Source organism: Bradyrhizobium sp. CCBAU 53421, assembly GCF_015291625.1.
In the GTDB taxonomy this organism is placed as follows: domain Bacteria; phylum Pseudomonadota; class Alphaproteobacteria; order Rhizobiales; family Xanthobacteraceae; genus Bradyrhizobium.
This window is the reverse complement of record NZ_CP030047.1, coordinates 3,577,600-3,596,736: the sequence shown is the minus strand read 5'-3', so window position 1 is coordinate 3,596,736 and position 19,137 is coordinate 3,577,600. Positions and strand designations below refer to the sequence as shown.

Annotated in this window: 12 protein-coding genes; 4 read left to right on the top strand and 8 right to left on the bottom strand. The window is 66.2% G+C overall.

From position 1 onward, the window contains the following. Positions 1 to 11: 11 nt before the first annotated feature. Entirely contained in the window at positions 12 to 2,018 is a 2,007-nt protein-coding gene (locus XH92_RS16955) for a S9 family peptidase (RefSeq protein ID WP_194460215.1), read from the bottom strand. A gap of 79 nt (positions 2,019 to 2,097) precedes the next feature. After that, entirely contained in the window at positions 2,098 to 3,516 is a 1,419-nt protein-coding gene (locus tag XH92_RS16950; protein ID WP_194460214.1) for an MFS transporter, read from the bottom strand. 603 nt (positions 3,517 to 4,119) lie between these two features. Between XH92_RS16950 and XH92_RS16945 the strand changes: the two genes are divergently transcribed. Further along, the gene (locus tag XH92_RS16945; RefSeq protein WP_194460213.1) at positions 4,120 to 5,196 is read left to right on the top strand and encodes a YbhN family protein; all 1,077 of its coding nucleotides are present in this window, start codon (positions 4,120 to 4,122) and stop codon (positions 5,194 to 5,196) included. A 105-nt stretch (positions 5,197 to 5,301) separates the two neighbouring features. Then, positions 5,302 to 7,260 carry a hypothetical protein gene (locus XH92_RS16940; protein ID WP_194460212.1) on the top strand — a complete coding sequence of 653 codons (1,959 nt, stop codon included), beginning with the start codon at positions 5,302 to 5,304 and terminating at the stop codon, positions 7,258 to 7,260. A gap of 156 nt (positions 7,261 to 7,416) precedes the next feature. On the opposite strand, the gene XH92_RS16935 is transcribed toward XH92_RS16940, so the two are convergent. Together XH92_RS16935 and XH92_RS16930 are read right to left on the bottom strand one after the other, a co-directional pair. Beyond that, positions 7,417 to 8,001 carry a DUF2147 domain-containing protein gene (locus XH92_RS16935; RefSeq protein WP_194460211.1) on the bottom strand — a complete coding sequence of 195 codons (585 nt, stop codon included), beginning with the start codon at positions 7,999 to 8,001 and terminating at the stop codon, positions 7,417 to 7,419. Positions 8,002 to 8,140: 139 nt separating this feature from the next. Beyond that, a complete protein-coding gene (locus XH92_RS16930) occupies positions 8,141 to 9,169 on the bottom strand; it encodes an NAD(P)/FAD-dependent oxidoreductase (protein WP_194460210.1) in 1,029 nt (342 codons plus the stop codon). A gap of 164 nt (positions 9,170 to 9,333) precedes the next feature. Here XH92_RS16930 and XH92_RS16925 point away from each other — a divergent pair, with 164 nt between their 5' ends. Further along, positions 9,334 to 9,795 (top strand): thioesterase family protein, encoded by a 462-nt coding sequence (locus XH92_RS16925; protein ID WP_194460209.1) that lies wholly within the window; start codon positions 9,334 to 9,336, stop codon positions 9,793 to 9,795. 6 nt (positions 9,796 to 9,801) lie between these two features. Here XH92_RS16925 and XH92_RS16920 read toward each other — a convergent pair whose 3' ends face one another. Next, entirely contained in the window at positions 9,802 to 10,122 is a 321-nt protein-coding gene (locus XH92_RS16920; protein ID WP_029085343.1) for a 2Fe-2S iron-sulfur cluster-binding protein, read from the bottom strand. A gap of 171 nt (positions 10,123 to 10,293) precedes the next feature. Continuing rightward, positions 10,294 to 10,671, bottom strand: coding sequence for an Hpt domain-containing protein (locus XH92_RS16915; RefSeq protein WP_194460208.1), 378 nt, complete (start codon positions 10,669 to 10,671; stop codon positions 10,294 to 10,296). A gap of 381 nt (positions 10,672 to 11,052) precedes the next feature. Between XH92_RS16915 and XH92_RS16910 the strand changes: the two genes are divergently transcribed. Then, on the top strand, positions 11,053 to 17,118 hold the full coding sequence (locus XH92_RS16910) for a negative regulator of septation ring formation (RefSeq protein WP_194460207.1): 6,066 nt from the start codon (positions 11,053 to 11,055) through the stop codon (positions 17,116 to 17,118). Between the two features lie 254 nt (positions 17,119 to 17,372). Here the strand turns inward: XH92_RS16910 and XH92_RS16905 are convergent, their stop codons facing one another. Both XH92_RS16905 and XH92_RS16900 read right to left on the bottom strand, forming a co-directional pair. Continuing rightward, the gene (locus XH92_RS16905; RefSeq protein WP_194460206.1) at positions 17,373 to 18,248 is read right to left on the bottom strand and encodes an MlaD family protein; all 876 of its coding nucleotides are present in this window, start codon (positions 18,246 to 18,248) and stop codon (positions 17,373 to 17,375) included. A 120-nt stretch (positions 18,249 to 18,368) separates the two neighbouring features. After that, positions 18,369 to 19,136 (bottom strand): ABC transporter ATP-binding protein, encoded by a 768-nt coding sequence (locus XH92_RS16900; RefSeq protein WP_194460205.1) that lies wholly within the window; start codon positions 19,134 to 19,136, stop codon positions 18,369 to 18,371. Position 19,137: the final 1 nt, after the last annotated feature.

The window sequence follows — 19,137 nt, the reverse complement described above, 5'->3', positions numbered from 1 at the left end:
TGCAATTCGTCTCAGCCGTGCAATCCGGGCACCAGTTCAGCCCCGGTCTCGACCTTGAGGGACGAGCCGGCGAAATCGTTTCCGACCGGCTGGCAGCGACCACCGAGATGCTTGGCGAGGAAGGCTTCGGTGACGCCATAGAAGGCGAGCCGATTTTCAGGCCGCACAAAGCCGTGCCCTTCGTCGGCGAATGTGATGTAGGTCACGGGCACGCCATGCTGCTTGAGCGCATTGACCATCTGCTCGGACTCGGCAGCCACAACCCTCACGTCGCGCATGCCCTGCGCGATCAGGATCGGCTTCACGGCACGGTCGATGTGGGTCAGCGGCGAACGTTCGACCAGGAACGCCCGGCCGGCCTCGGTGCCGGGATCGCCGAGCCGGTTCTTCCAGACGCTGATCCACGGGCCCCAATAGGGCGGGATCGTCGCCATGAAGGTCACGAGATTGGAGATGCCGAACAGATCGACGATGCAGGCGAAGACGTCGGGCGTCCTGGTCGCTGCGACCAGCGCCGAATAGCCGCCATAGCTGCCGCCGAAGAAGCCGATGCGCTTCGGATCGGCGATGGCTTGCGCGATCGCCCAATCGACCGCATCGATCAGGTCGTCATGCATCTTGCCGCCCCATTCGTGGTCGGCGGCGGTGATGAAGGCTTTGCCGAAGCCGGTCGAGCCGCGGTAGTTGACGGCAAGCACCGCATAGCCCCGGTTGGCGAGCCATTGATGGACCGGGCTGAACCCCCAGGTGTCGCGGTAATACGGCCCGCCGTGGATCACCAGCACCAGCGGCACCACCCCGGCCGCGGCTTCGACCGGGCGGGTCAAATAGCCGTTGAGGCGCAGGCCATCGCGCGAGGGGATCACGACCGGCTGCAGCGTACGCAATGCGAGACCATCGAGCGCACTCCGCTGGGTGAAGAGCTTGCGTACCTCCCGCGTCCTCCGGTCGAGCAGCGCGAATTCACCGCTCTCGGTGTCGCGCTCGAAATGGACCGTGCCGAGCCGGAGATCGTCGCTGTTGCTGACGAAGTTGATATCCCCGGCGCCATAGCGGCCGAGATCGGCGAGGTCGTTGGCGACGCTTTGATCGACGGCGTGCCAGCGCATCCGGTCCGTGATCGCCAGCGCCGCCAATGGCCGGCGATCCTGGTCGAAGATCGCCCGTACGATGTCGGCATCATCATCGGCGGCCAGCAGCGTGGTCTGGCGGGTCGCCATGTCGACGGCGAACAACGCCGCCTTGTCGCGGCCGCGTGAATCGATCAGGTACAGCATCTTGCCGTCGGCGCTGAAATCCAGCAGATGGGTCGTGTCGGTCTCGGCGATCGGCACCGTCATGAACGGAGCCCAGCTGCCGTCCGGATGGCGCTCGAACACCTCGGCCGAGCCGTCGGCGATCAGGCGCGACGCCAGCCGCAGCTGGAATGTGCTGTCGGTGATCAGCCCGGTATAGTCGTGGTTCTCGTAGACCAGTTCGCTGGCGCCGGTCACGACGTTGACGCGGTACATGTCGAAGTAGCGCTTGTCGCGCTGGTTATGCCGCAGCAGCATCTCCTCGGGAAACTTGCGATCGGACTCCTGCAGGAAGGCTCTGACGCCGGTCTCCGGCGTCAACGGCACAATCTTCCCGTCGGTGATGTCGACGCTGGCGGCGCGCCAGTTCTCGTCGCCGTCGCGCTCGCGGAAGAACACCACGTGGCGGTTGGTGTGGGCCCAGCGATATTCAGCGGAGATGTTGCGATCGGTGACGCGGGTCACCGGCCGCGCCGCCCTGAGGTCGGACAGCGGCGCGACCCAGAGATTGTTCACACCGTCGAGCGGCGCGACCCAGGACAGCTGCGTGCCGTCCGGGCTGAGACGGACATTGATGTAATCGGGATTGTCGAAGAACACCCTGCGCGCGATCAGAGCCGGCGGCTCTGCGCGCACCGGACCGATCAGGCCGACAAAGGGAAGCGAGGCGCCGAGCACGGTGGCGCGGCGCAGCAACAGACGACGGTCGATTGGCGCAGGCATCTGGTCGGCCCCCGGCGGCGACAGTCCCCAACGGCGCAAGGTTAGATGCCGCGCCGCGACCACGCAACGACGGCCTCGCTCATTGCCGCGCTTGTGATGATGCGCCGACCCAGATCAGCGCGGCAGCGGCAAGCAAGACGCCGGCGGAGATCACCAGTGCCGCATGCAGGCCGGCGATGAACGCCGCGGAGCGACCGACCATCGAGCCGAACAGCGCGACGCCAAGCACGCTGCCGGTCTGCCGGGTCGCATTCAGCACCCCCGCCGCGATCCCGGCATGCTGCGGCTCGGCGCTGCCGAGCAACGTCGAGGTCAACGGCGGCACCAGCAGGCCGAGGCCGCCGCTGATGGCGAGCAGTTGCAGGCAGATCGCGAGATAGCTCGTGCCGGGACCGATGAAAAGCATCGCCAGGCATCCGGCGGCCGAGATCGCGGCGCCAAGCGCGATGGTCCGCGGCGCGCCCATCCGCTCGGCGACGTGCGGCGCGATCAGGTTGGCGGGCAGCACGGCGCCGAGCATCGGCACGAACGCGAGGCCGGTCGTGAACGCCGACAGCCCATTGACTTGCTGGAAGTAGAGGCTGAGCACGAAGATCAGCCCGTAGAACGCAACGTTCACCAAAAGGCCGACCAGCGAGGCCAGGGCAAACATCCTGTGGCTGAACAGCGAGAGCGGCAGCATCGGCTGCGCCGCGCGCGCCTCATGCCACACGAACAGCACGGAGAAGACGGCCGCGAGAACGAAGCCCGCGACCACGAACGGGCTGCTCCAGCCGAGCGCGCCACCCTCGATGAGCGCGCCGGCCAGCGTGCCGAGCGCGGCGATCGCCGCAATTTGTCCCGGCAGATCGAGCCGGTGCTGCCGATGGCGCGTGGTTTCGCCGGCAAAGCGCCAGGCGAGCCAGAGGCCGGCGAGGCCGATCGGCAGATTGACCAGGAAGATCGCGCGCCAGCCGACCAGCGTGATCAGCCCGCCGCCGACGAACGGGCCGGCGGTCAGCGCAAGGCTCGCGCCGGCGGCCCAGACGCCGACCGCGCGTCCCCGCTCCTTCTCGTCGGCATAGGCGTGCCGGAGCAGCGCGAGCGAGTTCGGCACCAGGATGGCCGCGGCCAGCCCCTGCACGCAGCGCGCGGCGATCAGCGTCACGGCGTCAGGCGCAACGGCGCACGCGACCGATGCCGCGGTGAAGATCGCAAAGCCCGCCATGAAGACCCGCTTGGCGCCGATCCGGTCGCCGAGCGCGCCCGCGGTCAGGATGAAGGCGGCGAACGCGATGGTGTAGGCGCTGACCACCCATTGCAGCTCGGCAACGCCGCCGCCGAGCGAGCCGCCGATGGCGTTGAGCGCCGTGTTGACGATGGTGACGTCGAGCTGCACGACGCCGTAGCCGAGACTCATCGCGGCGAGCGTCAACGTCGCCGCAAGCCCGGTCGACTGCTGTTGCGAAGCCGCGCGCTGGTCCGGCACGCGCCGGAGATTCAGGGATGTCTGTTGCATGGTCTTGACCTCGCTCTGGGCAACCAATGCCAGAGATAGATCTTCGTTTCTCAAGGATACTTCGCCATCGGTCGAAGTGTGTCATGATCATGCCGGCCGGCCGATCCGGCCGCAGCGGCGTTGCGCGGCGTTTTGCCTCAATAGACCTACGGACTGCCTCGGCGGCGCCTCATTCCGGCCCGAACGGCGGTCCACAGCCCGATCACGCATATGCGCACACCGACTTCACGCTTTGGTAAACGCCGCGGCCGGCCCGGACGTCCCCACGCTGATGCATATCGTCTATTCGTTCCGCTCCGACTGCGCTGTGACTGCAGCAAAATCGGCGGAAATACCGACGAATCGCCATGAACGGCCGAAGGACGGCGGAACACACAATGGTCCCGTCGCGGAGCACGATATGGCCGCGACTCACATTCCGCAGAGCGAGAACATATGTAGCCAGTATGACAACAACGCTGGACGGGAGCCGAAGGTTGGCTTGTCAAGGGCTGCACAACGCATCGGTTTTGCCTTATGGGTCATCGCGTACGGTGCGTTTGCCCGTCACCCGTCGCCGTCCGTGACCGGGTCCCACTGAAATTGTCCCTGCCGGGAGGATGAATGCTTCGGCTGCTGACCACGCTCGGGCGTGGCTTCAAGGAAAAGATCGGCTGGAAACGGCTCGGGATCGCTGCGAGCGTGCTCATCATCGTGTTCGCGATCACGACGCTGGTCCACACCCTGAAGGGCGTCGATACCGGGATCATCCTCACCGCGCTGACCGACATCGCGCCGCACCGGATCGCGCTCGCGGCGCTGTGCGTGGTCGGGGCGTTCTGCACGCTGACCTTCTATGACTTCTTCGCGCTGCGCACGATCGGCAAGACCCACGTCCCCTACCGCATCGCAGCACTTTCGAGCTTCACCAGCTACACCATCGGCCACAATATCGGCGCCACCGTCTTTACCGGCGGCGCGATCCGCTTCCGGATCTATTCCGACTACGGCCTCTCCGCGATCGACGTCGCCAAGATCTGCTTCCTGTCGGGGCTGACCTTCTGGCTCGGCAATCTGTTCGTGCTCGGCTTCGGCATGGCCTGGCACCCCGCCGCGGCGTCGGCGATGGACCTGCTGCCGCCGGCGATGAACCGGCTGATCGCGCTCGGCTGCCTTGCCGGCATCGGCGTCTATTTCGTCTGGCTGCTGACCGGCGAGAAGCGCCGCGAGCTCGGCCAGAACGGCTGGAAGGTGGTGCTGCCCTCGGCCAAGCTGACGCTGCTGCAGATCGTCATCGGCGTGGTCGATCTCGGCTTCTGCGCGCTCGCGATGTATCTCTTGATGCCGAGCGAGCCGCATATCGACTTCGTCTCGCTGGCGGTGGTGTTCATCCTGGCGACGCTGCTCGGCTTTGCGAGCCACGCCCCCGGCTCGATCGGCGTGTTCGACGCTGCGATGCTGGTGGCGCTGCCGGAGTTCAGCAAGGAGCAGTTGCTGGCGACGCTGGTCGTGTTCCGTATCCTCTATTTCCTCATTCCATTCGGGATCTCGATCTCGATCATGGGCATGCGCGAGCTGTGGCTCAACGTGGTGCGACCATGGCAAGAACGAAAGAGATTGAGCCAAGCCTGCACGGCTTCGGCGACCGTGCGGCAACCGATCGAAAGCCGGCAGCAGCAGATCAGGCGGCTGAGACGGTAACAGAGACGACGTTATCGGCCCCAGGGTCCCTGCTTTGATCCCGGATTTTTGCTCTCCGCCGCCGCTTCTCTTATTTTCGCCGTACCACTCGCGTCAAACCGCGCCATGATTGGCTTTTTGGTTCGATTTTCGTTTCGTGTCACGGTTTGCAGCGTGCTGCTCGGCAGCGCGCTCGCGGCGGTATTGGCTTCGGCCGCGGACGCGCAGGATGACCAGCTCTCGATCTCCTGGGAGGTCCGCAACCGCTTCCGGCTGTTCCGCGAGGAACGCGACTTCCGCCTGCACGTCGAAAGCGGGCTCGGCCGCAGCGTGCTGGCCTCGGAACAGGCGCTGGAACTGCAAAGCGACGGCCGCGGCTGGGCGCGCAACACGATCAACCGGCTCTGCATCGACCTGCAGGGCCGCGTCAACGAGCCCTGCACCCGCGACAACGTCAAGGAAAGCTATCTGACGCCGATCGATCATCCGATCGTCGTACGGCTGACGGGCCCGGTTCCGGTCGGCGCGACCTGCGCCTGGTCGTTCGACGACGGCGACGGGCCGCAATCCCAGACCTTCGATTGCGCCGAGCCGGTCAATCTGCGCGTCCGCTACGGCCGCACCACGGTCGCGACGGTCGACGTCGCCAGCGGCTCGGACGCCAACCAGCGCGTGACCACCCAGATCGCGGTGCGCGATCTGCTGATCGCCGGCCTCGGCGACAGCATCGCATCGGGCGAGGGCAATCCCGATCGCGCGATTGCGCTGTCCGACGAAGGCTTCTGCTTCCGCTCCTATCTCGGCGGGGCGCAATACTACCGGCCGAGCCGCGCCGGCTACAAAGGCGGCCGCGCCTGCGAAGCGCCCGACACCCTGACCAACTGGCAGCGCCAGAGCGCGCTGTGGCTCAACTCGGCCTGTCATCGTTCGCTGTACAGCTACCAGACCCGCACCGCGCTTGCGCTCGCCGTGCAATACCCGCACATCGCGGTGACCTATCTGCCGCTGGCCTGCACCGGCGCCACCATCGCCGACGGCCTGCTCGGCTCGCAGCAGGCGCGGGAATGTCTGCCGACGAAAACCGCCAACACCTGCTCGGGCACCGTCAACGGCCAAATCGCGGAGCTGCGCACGGCAATGGCGGCCGCCAAGCGCCGCCAGCCGGGCCGCGCGCTCGATCTCGTGCTGCTGTCGATCGGCGCCAACGACATCTACTTCTCCGGCCTCGTCGCCAACGTGATCGTCGACACGCCGACCGAACGCACGCTGTTCAGCCAGGGCGGCTCGATGGCCAGCGTCGACGATGCGCGTTCGGCATTGGCGCGCGACCTGCCGGCCGATTTCGCCAAGCTGCGCGATGCGCTGAAGCCCTTGGTCGGCGGCGACCTCTCGCACGTGATCTACACGGCCTACGCCAATCCGGCGCTGGCCAACGGCGGCGCGCCCTGCCCCGGCGGCCGCGCCGGCTTCGAGATCCATCCCTCGTTCAACGCCGATCCGAAGCGGCTCGCGGCGGTCTCGGGCTTCGTGCAGAACGAGTTCCTGCCGCAGCTCAAGGCGATCGCGCAGTGCCAGTCCGGCATCATCTGCCGCAATCCGCAGGCCGACCGCATGACCTTCGTCGATGCGCATCAGGATGCGTTCGCAAGTCACGGCTTCTGCGCACGCGCCTCGACCGATCCGGAGTTCGACCGCGACTGCTTCGCCGCCAACGGCGACAGCTTCGTCTCCGACATCGTCGCGGCGGCCAGCCAGCCGCTCAAATGCGGCCGCAGCGCCGGCGAATACCGCGCCTATCTGCCGCGTGCGCGCTGGATCCGCGACGCCAATGACAGCTATTTCGCGGCGATGACCTACCCGCAGGGCCTGCCGTCGTCGATGCAGCCGACCGACATCCACGACGCGACATGGGGCATCCTGTCGGCGGTGTATGGCGGTGCGGTGCACCCGAGCGCCGAAGGTCATGCGGCGATGGCCGACGCCGCCGTGCCCGCAGCCGCCACCGTGCTGCGATTGAACACCAGCGTGCCCGAGGTGATCTCCGAGCCGGTCGCGCCATTGCCGACCGCACCGGAGCAACGCTGACCGCTCGCGCCGCACGGCTGCGAGCGCGATCCGGATCAGGAGCGCAAGGGAAGTGCTAGAGCATGATCCGGAAAAGTGCGAAGCGGTTTTCCGAAAAGATCATGCTCAAACAAGAATCTAAAACGCGATGACGATTCAACCCAATCTCATCGCGCTTTAGTGCCGCTTCGTCGCCGGCAAAGCCGCCGGCGCTGGCGGTGGCGGCGGCTTCACCGCTGCGGCTTGCGCCGGCAGATATTTGGCGACGATCGCGGGATCGAGCTGGGCCATCGCACTGTCCGGCAAGCGCGTCCAGACTTCATCCTTGCCGAACAGCGAGATGCCGAGATAGCCGCGCATGGTCAGCTTCTGTCCGTCGGCGCTCAGCGTCATCTTGGCCTTGTAGATCTTGCCGTCGCGCGGATCGAGCACGTTGCCGTTCTCGTATTTCAGGCCATCGCGCTTCATGTCGCGGATAAAGGACAGACCAAGCCACGGCGCATTCTTGCGATCGTCGGTGCATTTCGAACAGACCGGATTCGGCGGATCATTGGGATCGGAGAACATCTTGGCGATCACGCCTTCGAAGATGCCGTTGTGATCGATCACCAGGAACCAGCCTTCCGGCTTGCCGTCCTCGATCTTCTGCCAGAGGCCCGCCGCCGATGTCGGGTCGGCCGCCGTCGCAGCCAACGGAGCAGCCAGCGCAAAGGCCGTGGCGATCGCCAGGATCAGCCGCAGTCTGGATAGCGTGTTCCGCATCATCATCACCTGATCAATCGACAAGCTCGATTACGAGCAGACTACGGCCATTTCGCGGAGTGTTCCAGTGCCCGCGCCGCACGGGAAATGACCCGTGCAGACCCATTTCCCCTTGGCATTGGTCGCTGCCGGAGTGGAATCAATTCACTCCAAGCTTCTTCTGCAAACTTGATGACGAGGTTGTGTACTGGAACACCAGCCGCTTGTCCGGATACACGTAGCGGTGCGCCTTCTGCGCCATCAACGCGCCCTCGTGGAAGCCGGAGAGAATGAGCTTCAGCTTGCCCGGATAGGTGTTGATGTCGCCGATCGCGAAGATACCCGAAACGTTGGTTTCGAACGCCGCGGTGTCGACCGGCACCAGATTGTTCTCCAGCGCCACGCCCCAGTTCGCGACCGGGCCGAGCTTCATGGTGAGCCCGAAGAACGGCAGCATCGTATCGCAGGCGATCGTCGACATCGCGTTGTCATTGCCCTTCAGGGCTGCGCCCGACAGCTGGCCGTTGGCGCCCTCGAGGCCGGTGACCTGACCGATCTTCAGATCCATCTTGCCGTCGGCCACCAGCGTGCGCATCTGCTCGACGCTGTGCGGCGCCGCGCGGAAATCGTCGCGCCGGTGCACCAGCGTGATGCGCTTGGCGATCGGATGCAGGTTGAGCGTCCAGTCGAGCGCGGAGTCGCCGCCGCCGACGATCAGGATGTTCTTGTCGCGGAACTGCTCCATCTTGCGCACCGCATAGAATACCGAGGTGCCTTCATAGGCCTCGATGCCCGGCACCGGCGGACGCTTCGGCTGGAACGAACCGCCGCCCGCGGAGATCACGACGACCTTGCACTCGAACTCCTTGCCCGCATCGGTCTTCACGCGGAACAAGGGATCGCCGATCTTCTCGATGCTCTCCACCATCTCGTTGAGATGGAAGGTTGGATTGAACGGCTTGACCTGCTCCAGCAGCTGGTCGGTGAGGCCCTGGCCGGTGACGAAGGGAATGCCGGGAATGTCGTAGATCGGCTTCTCGGGATAGAGCTCGGCACACTGGCCGCCGATCTTGTCGAGGATGTCGACCAGATGCACCTTCATGTCGAGCAGGCCCAGTTCGAACACGGCGAACAGTCCGCAGGGGCCCGCGCCAATAATCAGCACATCGGTCTTGATCGCTTCGCTCATGTCCGCTTCTTTTCAGTTGAGGTCGACTGGACGGCTCTTTCGCCTGTCCAGCCAAGTGGGCCGGATCGCGACATGCATAATAGGGACAGCGGCTGGCGCGGCAACCCCTTGCCGAGCCTGCGCAACTCGGCTGTATGGGCGGGAAACCGACGGAGATCCCCCTCGTGAACGCCCCTGTCCGCGCCGACGATGCACTGTGCCTGGAAGACTTTCCCTATCGCCTGTCCGACAATGTGCGCTTTGCCGATCTCGACCCGAACGGGCACGTCAACAACGCCGTCTATGCGAGCTACTTCGAGACCGGCCGCGTCACGCTGGTGAAGGATCCGACCATGGGGCTGATGCCGGCCGGGCTTGGCTGGATCATGGTGCGGCTCGACATCCATTTCCGCGCCGAGTTGCACTGGCCGGGCCAGATCGAGCTCGGGCTCGGTCTCGTCAGGTTCGGACGGACATCGACCACCTTCGATCAGGTGGTATTTTCGGAAGGCAGATGCGTCGCGTCGGCGAAGGCGGTCACCGTGATGATCGATGAGACCACGCGCAGGCCGACGCCGCTGCCGGCGGAGGTCAAGGAGAACTTCCGCCGTTGGGTCCGTCGCGGTGTGAACCCGGACGGCGAATAAGCGATCTTAAGCCTGGCGTTCGGGTGTCGACACGACCAGTCCGTCGAGATCGTCGGTCACCTTGATCTGACAGGACAGCCGCGAATTCGGACGCACGTCGAAGCCGAAATCCAGCATGTCTTCTTCCATCGGCGACGGCGCGCCGACCTTCTCGCGCCACGCTTCATCAACATAGACATGGCAGGTCGCACAGGCGCAGGCGCCGCCGCATTCGGCTTCAATGCCGGGAATGGCGTTGCGGATCGCGCCTTCCATCACCGTCGCGCCGTTCTCGATATCAATGGAGCGTTTCTCGCCGGAGTGGTCGATAAAGTGGATTTTGGCCATGATTGCTCGTGCTGCCGGAATGCGCCGGACGATGGATGGAAAGGTCCCGGCAGTCGTATAACGGGTCGATCCGCACAGCGCTAGCGCGGAGACCGAAAACCTGCCGGCCGGCCAGGACGGCGCCCAGCCGGCGGCGGAGAGCCTAAAGCCGTTGCAGCAAGCGCCTGAAGCCTAGGGGCGGCCCAGAATCAGCTCGATCGCCGTGCGCGCCTCGGCAATCGCGGCCCCGAGCGCGGCCAGCGGCTGAGCCGGGTCGGAACCGCCCGATAGCGCGGTTTCGAGGTTGGCGGCGGCCTCAGCGACGCCGAAGGCGCCAATCGCACGCGCCGATCCTTTCAGGGTATGGGCGTGGGTCGGAGCCTCGGGCGGCAAGGCAGCCAGCTCGCCGAGGATCCGGGCCGACTGGGTCGAGAACATCGCCAGCACTTCGCGCTCCAGCGCCGGGTCGCCCAGCGTCATCCGCCGAAGGTGGTCGACGTCGATCGGTCCGTCGCCAGGCGCGAGCGGCGGCGATTGCGTCCATTCAACCCGTTCGAGATGAAGCGGCATGGCCTGTCCCTGTCGTCTCTGCCGGGGCTTCACCGGCGGACCGTCGGCCAGCCAATCACGAAACTGGTTAACGAATTGTTGTCGGGATGATCGGCAAAACCGCCCGATTCTGGACAATTTCCGGACACAATCGACCCTCTGCAGCCGGAATTTCGAGTACCCATAAGGCCTTATGGCGCAAAGCTGTTAACGATGATTAAGAAAGTATTAATCGCAAGCATTTCATTCGCATCGCTCTCCCAATAGGATGTTTGCGGATGTAGCGGACAAGCCGCCGGAGGGGGCCGCTTGCGCTCCGCTTGTGGGCACCGGCTTCGAGCTTGCGCGGGGACAATCGCAGGCTCGCCGACGCGTAAAATAGTGAGAGGGCTTAGACTGAACATGGCGAACACTCCCAAGAAGGTCAAAGATCCCACCGAAGTCGCGCTTTCTGCCATCCAGGAAGCCCTCAACATCAGCGAACAAGGCGCGGAGAACCGCAGCCCCCTCAACGACGGCGCCGCGCCGCCCAATCTGCCGCCGCCCGCTCCGGATTTTTCAGCCGCATCGTTCGATCAGCGCCCGAATACCGATCGTTCGGTGTTCGAGCAGATCGAGGAACCGCGCGCGCCGCGCCGCGCCGCCAATGATGATCGCGAGACCATCGGCCAGATGCTGCAGACCTTGCAGGGAGGGCGCGCCCGCAACGCCTTCACGCTGTTCTTCGTCTGCTCCGGTGCCTGGCTGCTCGGCGGCGTGATCCTCACCATCGCCTTCTGGCCGGCCCTGCAGGCTTCGATGGCCCAGGGCACCGGCGTGCTGGTGCTCGCGGGCCTCGCCGCGTTGTTCGCCGTTCCGATCCTGCTGTTCTACTATCTCGCCAGCCTCGCCGCGCACGGTCAGCGCATGCAGATGATCGCGCAATCGATGGCGCAGGTCGCGATGCGATTTTCCGAGCCGGAAAACGCCGCCGCCGATTCCATGGTGACGGTCGGCCAGGCGATCCGCCGCGAAGTCGCGGCGATGGGCGACGGCGTCGAACGCGCGATCGCGCGCGCCGGCGAACTCGAGACCCTGGTTGCCAACGAGGTGGCGGCGCTGGAGCGCGCCTATTCCGACAATGAAGTGCGCATCCGCGCGCTGCTGCAGGACATCGCCCACCAGCGCGACAATCTGGTCGGCCAGGCCGAGCAGGTGCGCAGCGCGATCTCCGGCGTGCAGATCGACCTGCGCCACGACATCGCGCTGATCTCGGACGCGATCGCCTCGCGCGTCGACGAGGTCGCCAAGAGCATCACCGGCGCGCTGGAAGAGCGCGGCCAGCACATCACGACCGCGCTGAGCCATGCCGGCGACAACATGATCCTCGCGCTCGGCGAGCGCGGCGGCGACCTGCTCGACCGCCTCGAGGAAGCCAGCGCCGAGACCACGCGCGCGGTGATGGACGCCTCCGAGCGGCTCACCACCAGCCTCAACTTCAAGACCGGCCACGTCCATGACGAGTTCGTCGATCTGGCCGATCGTGTCCACGAGATGCTGAACGAGCGTGTCGACCGTATCACCGGCGAGTTCGAGCAGCGTTCGTCCGCCATCGTCGACGGCATCTCCGATCGCACCGAGGAGGTCCACGACTCCCTGAAGAACTCCGCCGACTCGCTGCTGCTCGAGCTCGAACTGCGCAGCAACGACCTCGTCAGCAAGATCGACGACGCCGGCAACCGCCTCGCCGGCCAGATCATGACGTCCGGCGACCGCGCGAGCGAGGCGCTCGACGTCACCGTCAATTCGCTGGTCGCCAAGGTGGTGGGCCAGACCGAGACCGCGCACGACTCGCTGTCGCTGCAGATGAGCGCGTTCGACGACCTGGTGAAGAACCACGGCAGCGAGCTCGCCGAGAAATTCGCCCGCGACTCCGGCACGCTCGGCGCGCTGATCACCCGCCACATCTCGGAATTCGACCGCACCGTGAAGACCTTCGGCGGCGACATCGTCGAGCGCATGGGCCAGCGGACCCAGGACATCGCCGACAGCCTGAAGACCTATGTCGACACCTTCGACAATCGCGTCACCAGCAACAGCGGCGAGATCACCGCTTCGCTCGACCAGCGCCTGCTGCAGTTCGAGACCACGCTCGGCAGCCGCGTCACCAACCTCGACGCCTCGCTGACCGACAAGCTGTCGTCGTTCGACTCATCGCTCGCCACCAAGATCGGTTCGTTCGACGGCCGCCTGCAGTCGCTGGATGACGCGATCGACGGCCGCATGCGGACGCTCGAGGTCACCTTCGAGAGCCGCGCCAAGTCGGTCACCGACACCATCGACGGCCATCTCGGCACGCTCGCGACCCAGCTGACCGAAGGCGCCACCCAGGCGATCCACTCGATCGACTCGCGCCTCGGCCTGCTGACCACGACCCTGACCGAGGGCACCGTGCAGGCGATCGCCGCGGTCGACCATCGCATCAGCGGTGTCACCGAGACCATCGACGGCCACAGCAACCGTCTGGTCGACACCATCAACGGCCACAGCACCCGCCTCGCCGACACCATCAACGGTCACAACAGCCGACTCGTCGAGACCATCAGTGGCCATAGCTCGAACCTGACCGACACCATCTCGGCGCGCTTCGCCGACATCCAGCAGGGCATCGAGAGCAGCGTCGGCGTCATCGCCGGTGACATCGACACCCGTGTCGCGCAGTTCGAGGACCTGCTCGGCTCGCGCGTCGAGGCCGTCGCCGGCCGCATCGAGAGCAGCGGCCGCCAGGCGAGCGAGGACATGATGTCCCGCGCCGAGCTGCTGTCGTCGAGCATCAAGTCCCATGTCGAGGACGCCGAGCGCTCGCTGACCAACCTCGTGGTCAATACCAGCGAAACCATCCAGACCGGCGCGCGCACCGCGCAGCAGGCGCTGCTCAGCGTGTCCGCGGATGTCGGCAACCAGCTCAAGCAGAGCTCGGCCGAGGTCGAGAGCGTGCTGACCGCCGTCGGCACCAGCGCCGCCAACTCGATCCTCACCAGTGCCCGCGACGCCCAGGTGTCGCTGGTCTCCGCATCCGGCGACGTCGCCTCGCAGATCAAGTCGCTGTCGGAGGACGTCGAGCGCACGCTGCAGGCAGCCGGTAGCGCCACCGCAGCCTCGGTGCTGTCGGGCGCCCGCGACGCGCAGACCACGCTGGTCTCCGCCTCGATCGAAGCCGCAAGCCAGGTCAAGTCGCTCGCCAGCGACGTCGAGCAATCGCTGTCGATGGCCGGCTCCGCCGCCGCCGAAGCGATCATGACCGGTGCCCGCGAGGCCCAGACCACGCTGATCTCGACGTCGACCGACGTCACCGGCCAGGTCAAGTCGCTTGCCAGCGACGTCGAACGCTCGCTGTCGATGGCCGGTTCCGCGACCGCCGAAGCCGTCGTCGCCTCTGCCCGCGAGGCCCAGAGCATGCTGGCCGGTGCGTCGACCGAAGCCACCAACCTCGCCCGCACGCTCGCGGGTGACATCCAGCACTCGCTCTCGACCGCCGGCTCCGGCACTGCGGAAGCCATCGTCGCCTCCGCCCGCGAGGCCCAGAGCACGCTGGCCGCCGCGTCGACCGACGCTACCAACGTCGTCCGCACGCTCGCGGCCGACATCCAGCACTCGCTCTCGACCGCCGGTAGCGCCACCGCGGAATCCATCGTCGCCTCCGCCCGCGAGGCCCAGAGCACGCTGGCCGGCGCGTCGACCGACGCCACCAATCTGGTCCGCACCCTGGCGGCCGACATCGAGCGCTCGCTGTCGATGGCCGGCTCCGCCACCGCGGAAGCCGTCGTCGCCTCCGCCCGCGAGGCCCAGAGCACGCTGGCCGGCGCATCCACCGAAGCCGCCGATCTGGTTCGCAGCCTGGCGGCCGACATGGAGCGCTCGCTGTCGATGGCCGGCTCCGCCACCGCGGAATCGATCACATCAGGCGCGCGCGAAGCCCAGAGCATGCTGGTCAACGCATCGACCGAGTCCGCGACGAAGGTGACGGCGCTCGCCGCCGACATCCAGCGCGCGCTGTCGATGGCCGGTTCCGGCACAATCGAGGTGCTGACGGCCGGCGCCCGCGAGGCGCAGAACACCCTCGTCACGGCGTCGACGGAAGCAGCCAACCACGTCAAGTCGCTGGCAGCCGATGTCGAGCGCACGCTGACCTCGGTCGGCACCAACACCGCCCAGACGATCCTCGGCAGTGCCCGCGATGCCCAGACCTCGTTCGTGTCGACCTCCAGCGAGGCCGCAAGCCAGATGCGCGCGATCTCGGTCGAGATCGAGCGCTCGCTGACCGCGGCCAGCGCGGAGACCGCACAGGCCATCCTGGGCAGCGCCCGCGAGGCCCAGAGCTCGTTTGCGGCGACCTCCGCCGATGCCGCCGCCCAGATCCGCACGCTCTCGACAGATATCGAGCGCGCGCTGGGTTCGGTCACGGCCAAGACCACCGACAACATCCAGACCTCTGCGCAGAACGCACAGGCCGCGCTGATCAACATGTCCAACGAGGTCTCGACCAAGGTCAAGACGACCTCCGCCGACATCGAACGCTCGGTGCTGTCGGCTTCCAGCGCATTCGGCTCGGCGATGACCGGCAAGACCGACGAGATCGTCACCTATGTGCAGCAGCAGACCGAGCGGCTGTCGCAGATGGTCGACGGCCGCCGCGGCTCGCTGGTCGAGGCGCTGACCGCCAAGACCACGCAGCTGTCGAACGACATGGATCGCGCCACCGCGGATGCGCTGAAGGCGATCGAAACCCGCGGCCTCGCCTTCTCGCAGTCGATGGCGGCGCATGGCGGCGATGTCGCGCGCAACATCACCTCGGCCGGCGACCAGGCGACCGGTGCGGTGGCGAAGTCGCTCAAGGAGCTCGAGCAGGCCTCGCGCGCGGCGATCGACCAGTCGCGCCAGGTCTCGATCTCGGCCGTCACGGAGATGCAGGAGACCAGCAAGATCCTGCGCACCGACACGGTCGCGCTGTTCGAGCGGCTGCGCGAGGGCAACATCCTGCTGCAGGAAGTGTTGACCGGCGCCCACGACAACCTCAACTCGCTCGAGCGCGCGCTGGTGACCCGCGTGGCCGACTTCGTGTCCGCCATGAACGACGTCACCTCGCGCAACGGCGTGGCCACCCAGACGCTGGAAGACCAGCTCTCGGTGTTCAACAGCAAGACCGGCAAGGCGCTGGAGGATCTCGGCGCGCTGTCGAGCCAGTTCGAGACCCATGGCAAGGCGCTGATCGAGGCGGCTGCCGTGGTCGAGCAGGCCAACCGCTCGACGACGACCTCCGTCAGCGAGCGCAAGTCGGAGCTGGAATCGCTGGTCACGACCATCGACCTGCGCACCACCGATCTCGACCAGCGGCTGTCGCGCTTCACCGGGCTGCTCGATGAATCGCTCAGCGCGGCCGAGGAACGCGCCCGCGACATCGCGCGTGTGGTGGCGGAGACCGCAGGCGCAGGTTCGGCTGCGATCAGCAAGCAGTTCGAGGCGGTGCGCATGGCCGCCGAGAACGAGCGTCAGCAGACCGTCGACGCCATGAACGACCTCTACCAGCAGAGCAACGCCGAGACCGATGCGATGTTCAGGGAATCGACGGAGAAGTTCTCCGCGATGGTCACGGCGATGAAGCAGATGGCGAGCGAGATGCACAGCGAGCTCGAAGCCACCCGCAACGAGCTGCGCCGCGGCGTTCTCGAAATGCCGCAGGAGGCCGCCGAGAACACCGCGCAGATGCGCAAGGTGATCGTCGACCAGATCGAGGCGCTGGCCGAGCTGAACCGCATCGTCGCCCATCACGGCCGCGGGCTCGACGTGGTCTCGACCAGCCGCGCCAGCGTCCGCCACGAGGAGCCGGCGGTGATGGCTGCCGCCGGCGGCCGCGCCGACGTGCGGATGCGCGACAGCGTGCGGGACAACGGTAACAGCGCCTCGACGCTGCCGCCGCCGGATCTCGGCATGGCATCCTCGCGCCGCACCGAGGCCCCGTCAGTCAGCCCGGCCGGTCCCAACAACGGCGACGGCTGGCTGTCCGACCTGCTCAACCGCAGCGACGCGCCGCCGCCTGCCCCGCAGGGCCGCGACGCCCAGCAGCGCCCGCGTCCGCAAGCGCAGCCGGCCGCCAATCCGCTGGAGTCGCTGTCGCTCGACATCGGCCGGCTGATGGACCGCACCCTCGCCGCCGAGATGTGGGATCGCTACCAGCGCGGCGAGAACAAGGCGTTCTCCAAGCGCCTCTACACGCCGGCCGGCCAGAAGGCCTTCGACGAGGTGGCCCGCAAGTACCGCGCCGACCGCGGCTTCAAGCAGACGGTCGACCGCTACATCGCGGAGTTCGAGCGCCTGCTCGACGAAGTCGCCCGCGAAGGCCGCGGCCAGCAGGAGCTGGCTGGCCACCTGACCTCGGAGACCGGGCTGGTCTACACCCTGCTCGCCCACGCCGCGGGACGGCTGGGGTGAGCGGCGAATAGCGAATAGCGAATGGAAAACGGAGACCGAAAGGTCTCCGTTTTTGTTTAAAGATTGGCGTGAATGGATTCGCGGGGACCGTATCGAGCGTAGCGCGCCAGCATCAGCCACCGTCATTGCGAGCGGAGCGAAGCAATCCATTTCGCCGCTTGCGGGAGAATGGATTGCTTCGTCGCTACGCTCCTCGCAATGACGGTCGTCTATAGCAGCGAACCCTACTCGCTACTTGCCGCTGGCCCGCTACGTCACTGCTGCCGCCGCCGCGGCCCGGCCGGTGCTGCGGCGGGAGCCGGCGCAGGCTCGGGCGCGGCGTTGTTGCTGCCGCCGAAGATCACCCGGCTCGGATTGCGATCGAAATTGTTCACGGCGCGGCTGATGTCGGACAGCGTGCGGCGGCCGTCGTTGATCAGGAGATTGGTACGCTTGTCGACGTTGTCGGCGAGCTCGCGGATCGACTTCACCATCAGGTTCAACTCGCTGCCGTTGTTGCCGCCGGCGATCGCATTGAGGCCCAGCATCAGATTGTCGGCCTTGCCCATCACGCCGTCGACCTTGAGCATCACGTTGTCGATCTTCTCGGAATTGCGCGCCAAGGCCTGGGTGAAGACCTCGAGATTCTTCAGCGAATTCTTCACCGACTGCTGGTTGTCGGCGACGATGCGGTTGACGTTCTGCAAGGTGGCACGGATCGCCTCGGTGACGTCCTGCAGCGCGTTCGGATCGGCGGTCAGAACCGGGATGCCGTCCTCATCCAGCGGCACCGGCGGGGCGGCCTCCTCGCCGCCCTTCAGCGAGATCGCGGCGACGCCGGTCAGGCCCTGGAATTCGAGGCCGACCAGGGTGTCCTTGCGCAGCGGTGCGTTGTTCTCGATCATCGCCAGCGCGACCACGCGTCTCGGGTTGTCGAGCTTGACCGAGACCACTTCCCCTATCCGGATACCGTTAAAATTGACGTTGCCGCCATTGCGCAGGCCCGACGCCGGCCCCTCGAAGATTACCCGCAAGGGGCTGCGCTGCTTGGTGGTGTGCAGGCTCTGGAACCACAACACGAAGCCGAACGCCGCGGCGATCACCGCCAGCGTGAAAGCCCCGATCAAGACGTAGTTCGCCCGCGTTTCCATCACCTACTCGCGTTCATCACTCTTGGACCCGCACGCAGTCAGGCTGCGTTCGGGCCCGTCGAATTCCCTGTTGGCGCATGATCTCGTCCGAAAATCGGCTCCAGGTTTCGGGATCATGGGCTAGGCCACAACGGCACGGGCGCGCTTGCCGTTGAAATATTGCTGCAGCCATGGATGCTGCGATGCCTTCATGTCGGCGATCGATCCTGCAGCAATGATCTTACCGTTCCCTAAAACGGCGATCCGGTCGCATGCGGTGTATAGACTATCGAGATCGTGGGTTACCATGAAAACGGTCAGCCCCAAAGTGCGCTGCAGGGTGCGCACCAGCTCGTCGAACTCGCCGGCGCCGATCGGATCGAGGCCCGAGGTCGGCTCGTCGAGAAACACCAGCTCCGGATCGAGCGCGAGTGCGCGCGCCAGCGCGACACGCTTGATCATGCCGCCGGACAGTTCCGACGGGTAGCGATCGGCGACCTCGGGCTTCAGCCCGACCATCACCAGCTTCGCCACCATGATCTCGTCGAGCAGCCGCTGCGAGACGCGCAGATATTCGCGCGCCGGAAACTGGATGTTCTGGCGCACCGTGAGCGAGGAGAACAGCGCGCCCTGCTGGAACAGGATGCCCCAGCGCCGCTCGACGGCGCGGCGCTGCGACGAATTCGCGGCATCGAGATCGACGCCGAACACTTCGATGCGGCCGGAGACTTTCGGCACCAGGCCAATGATGGTGCGCGTCAGCACCGACTTGCCGGCGCCCGACGGGCCGACGAAGCCGAGGATCTCGCCGCGCTTGACGTCGAGGTCGAGGCCGTCGAGCACGCGCGTCTTGCCGAACTGCACGGTGATGTCGCGGACCCGGATGATGGCGTCGTCTTGCTCGGCCATG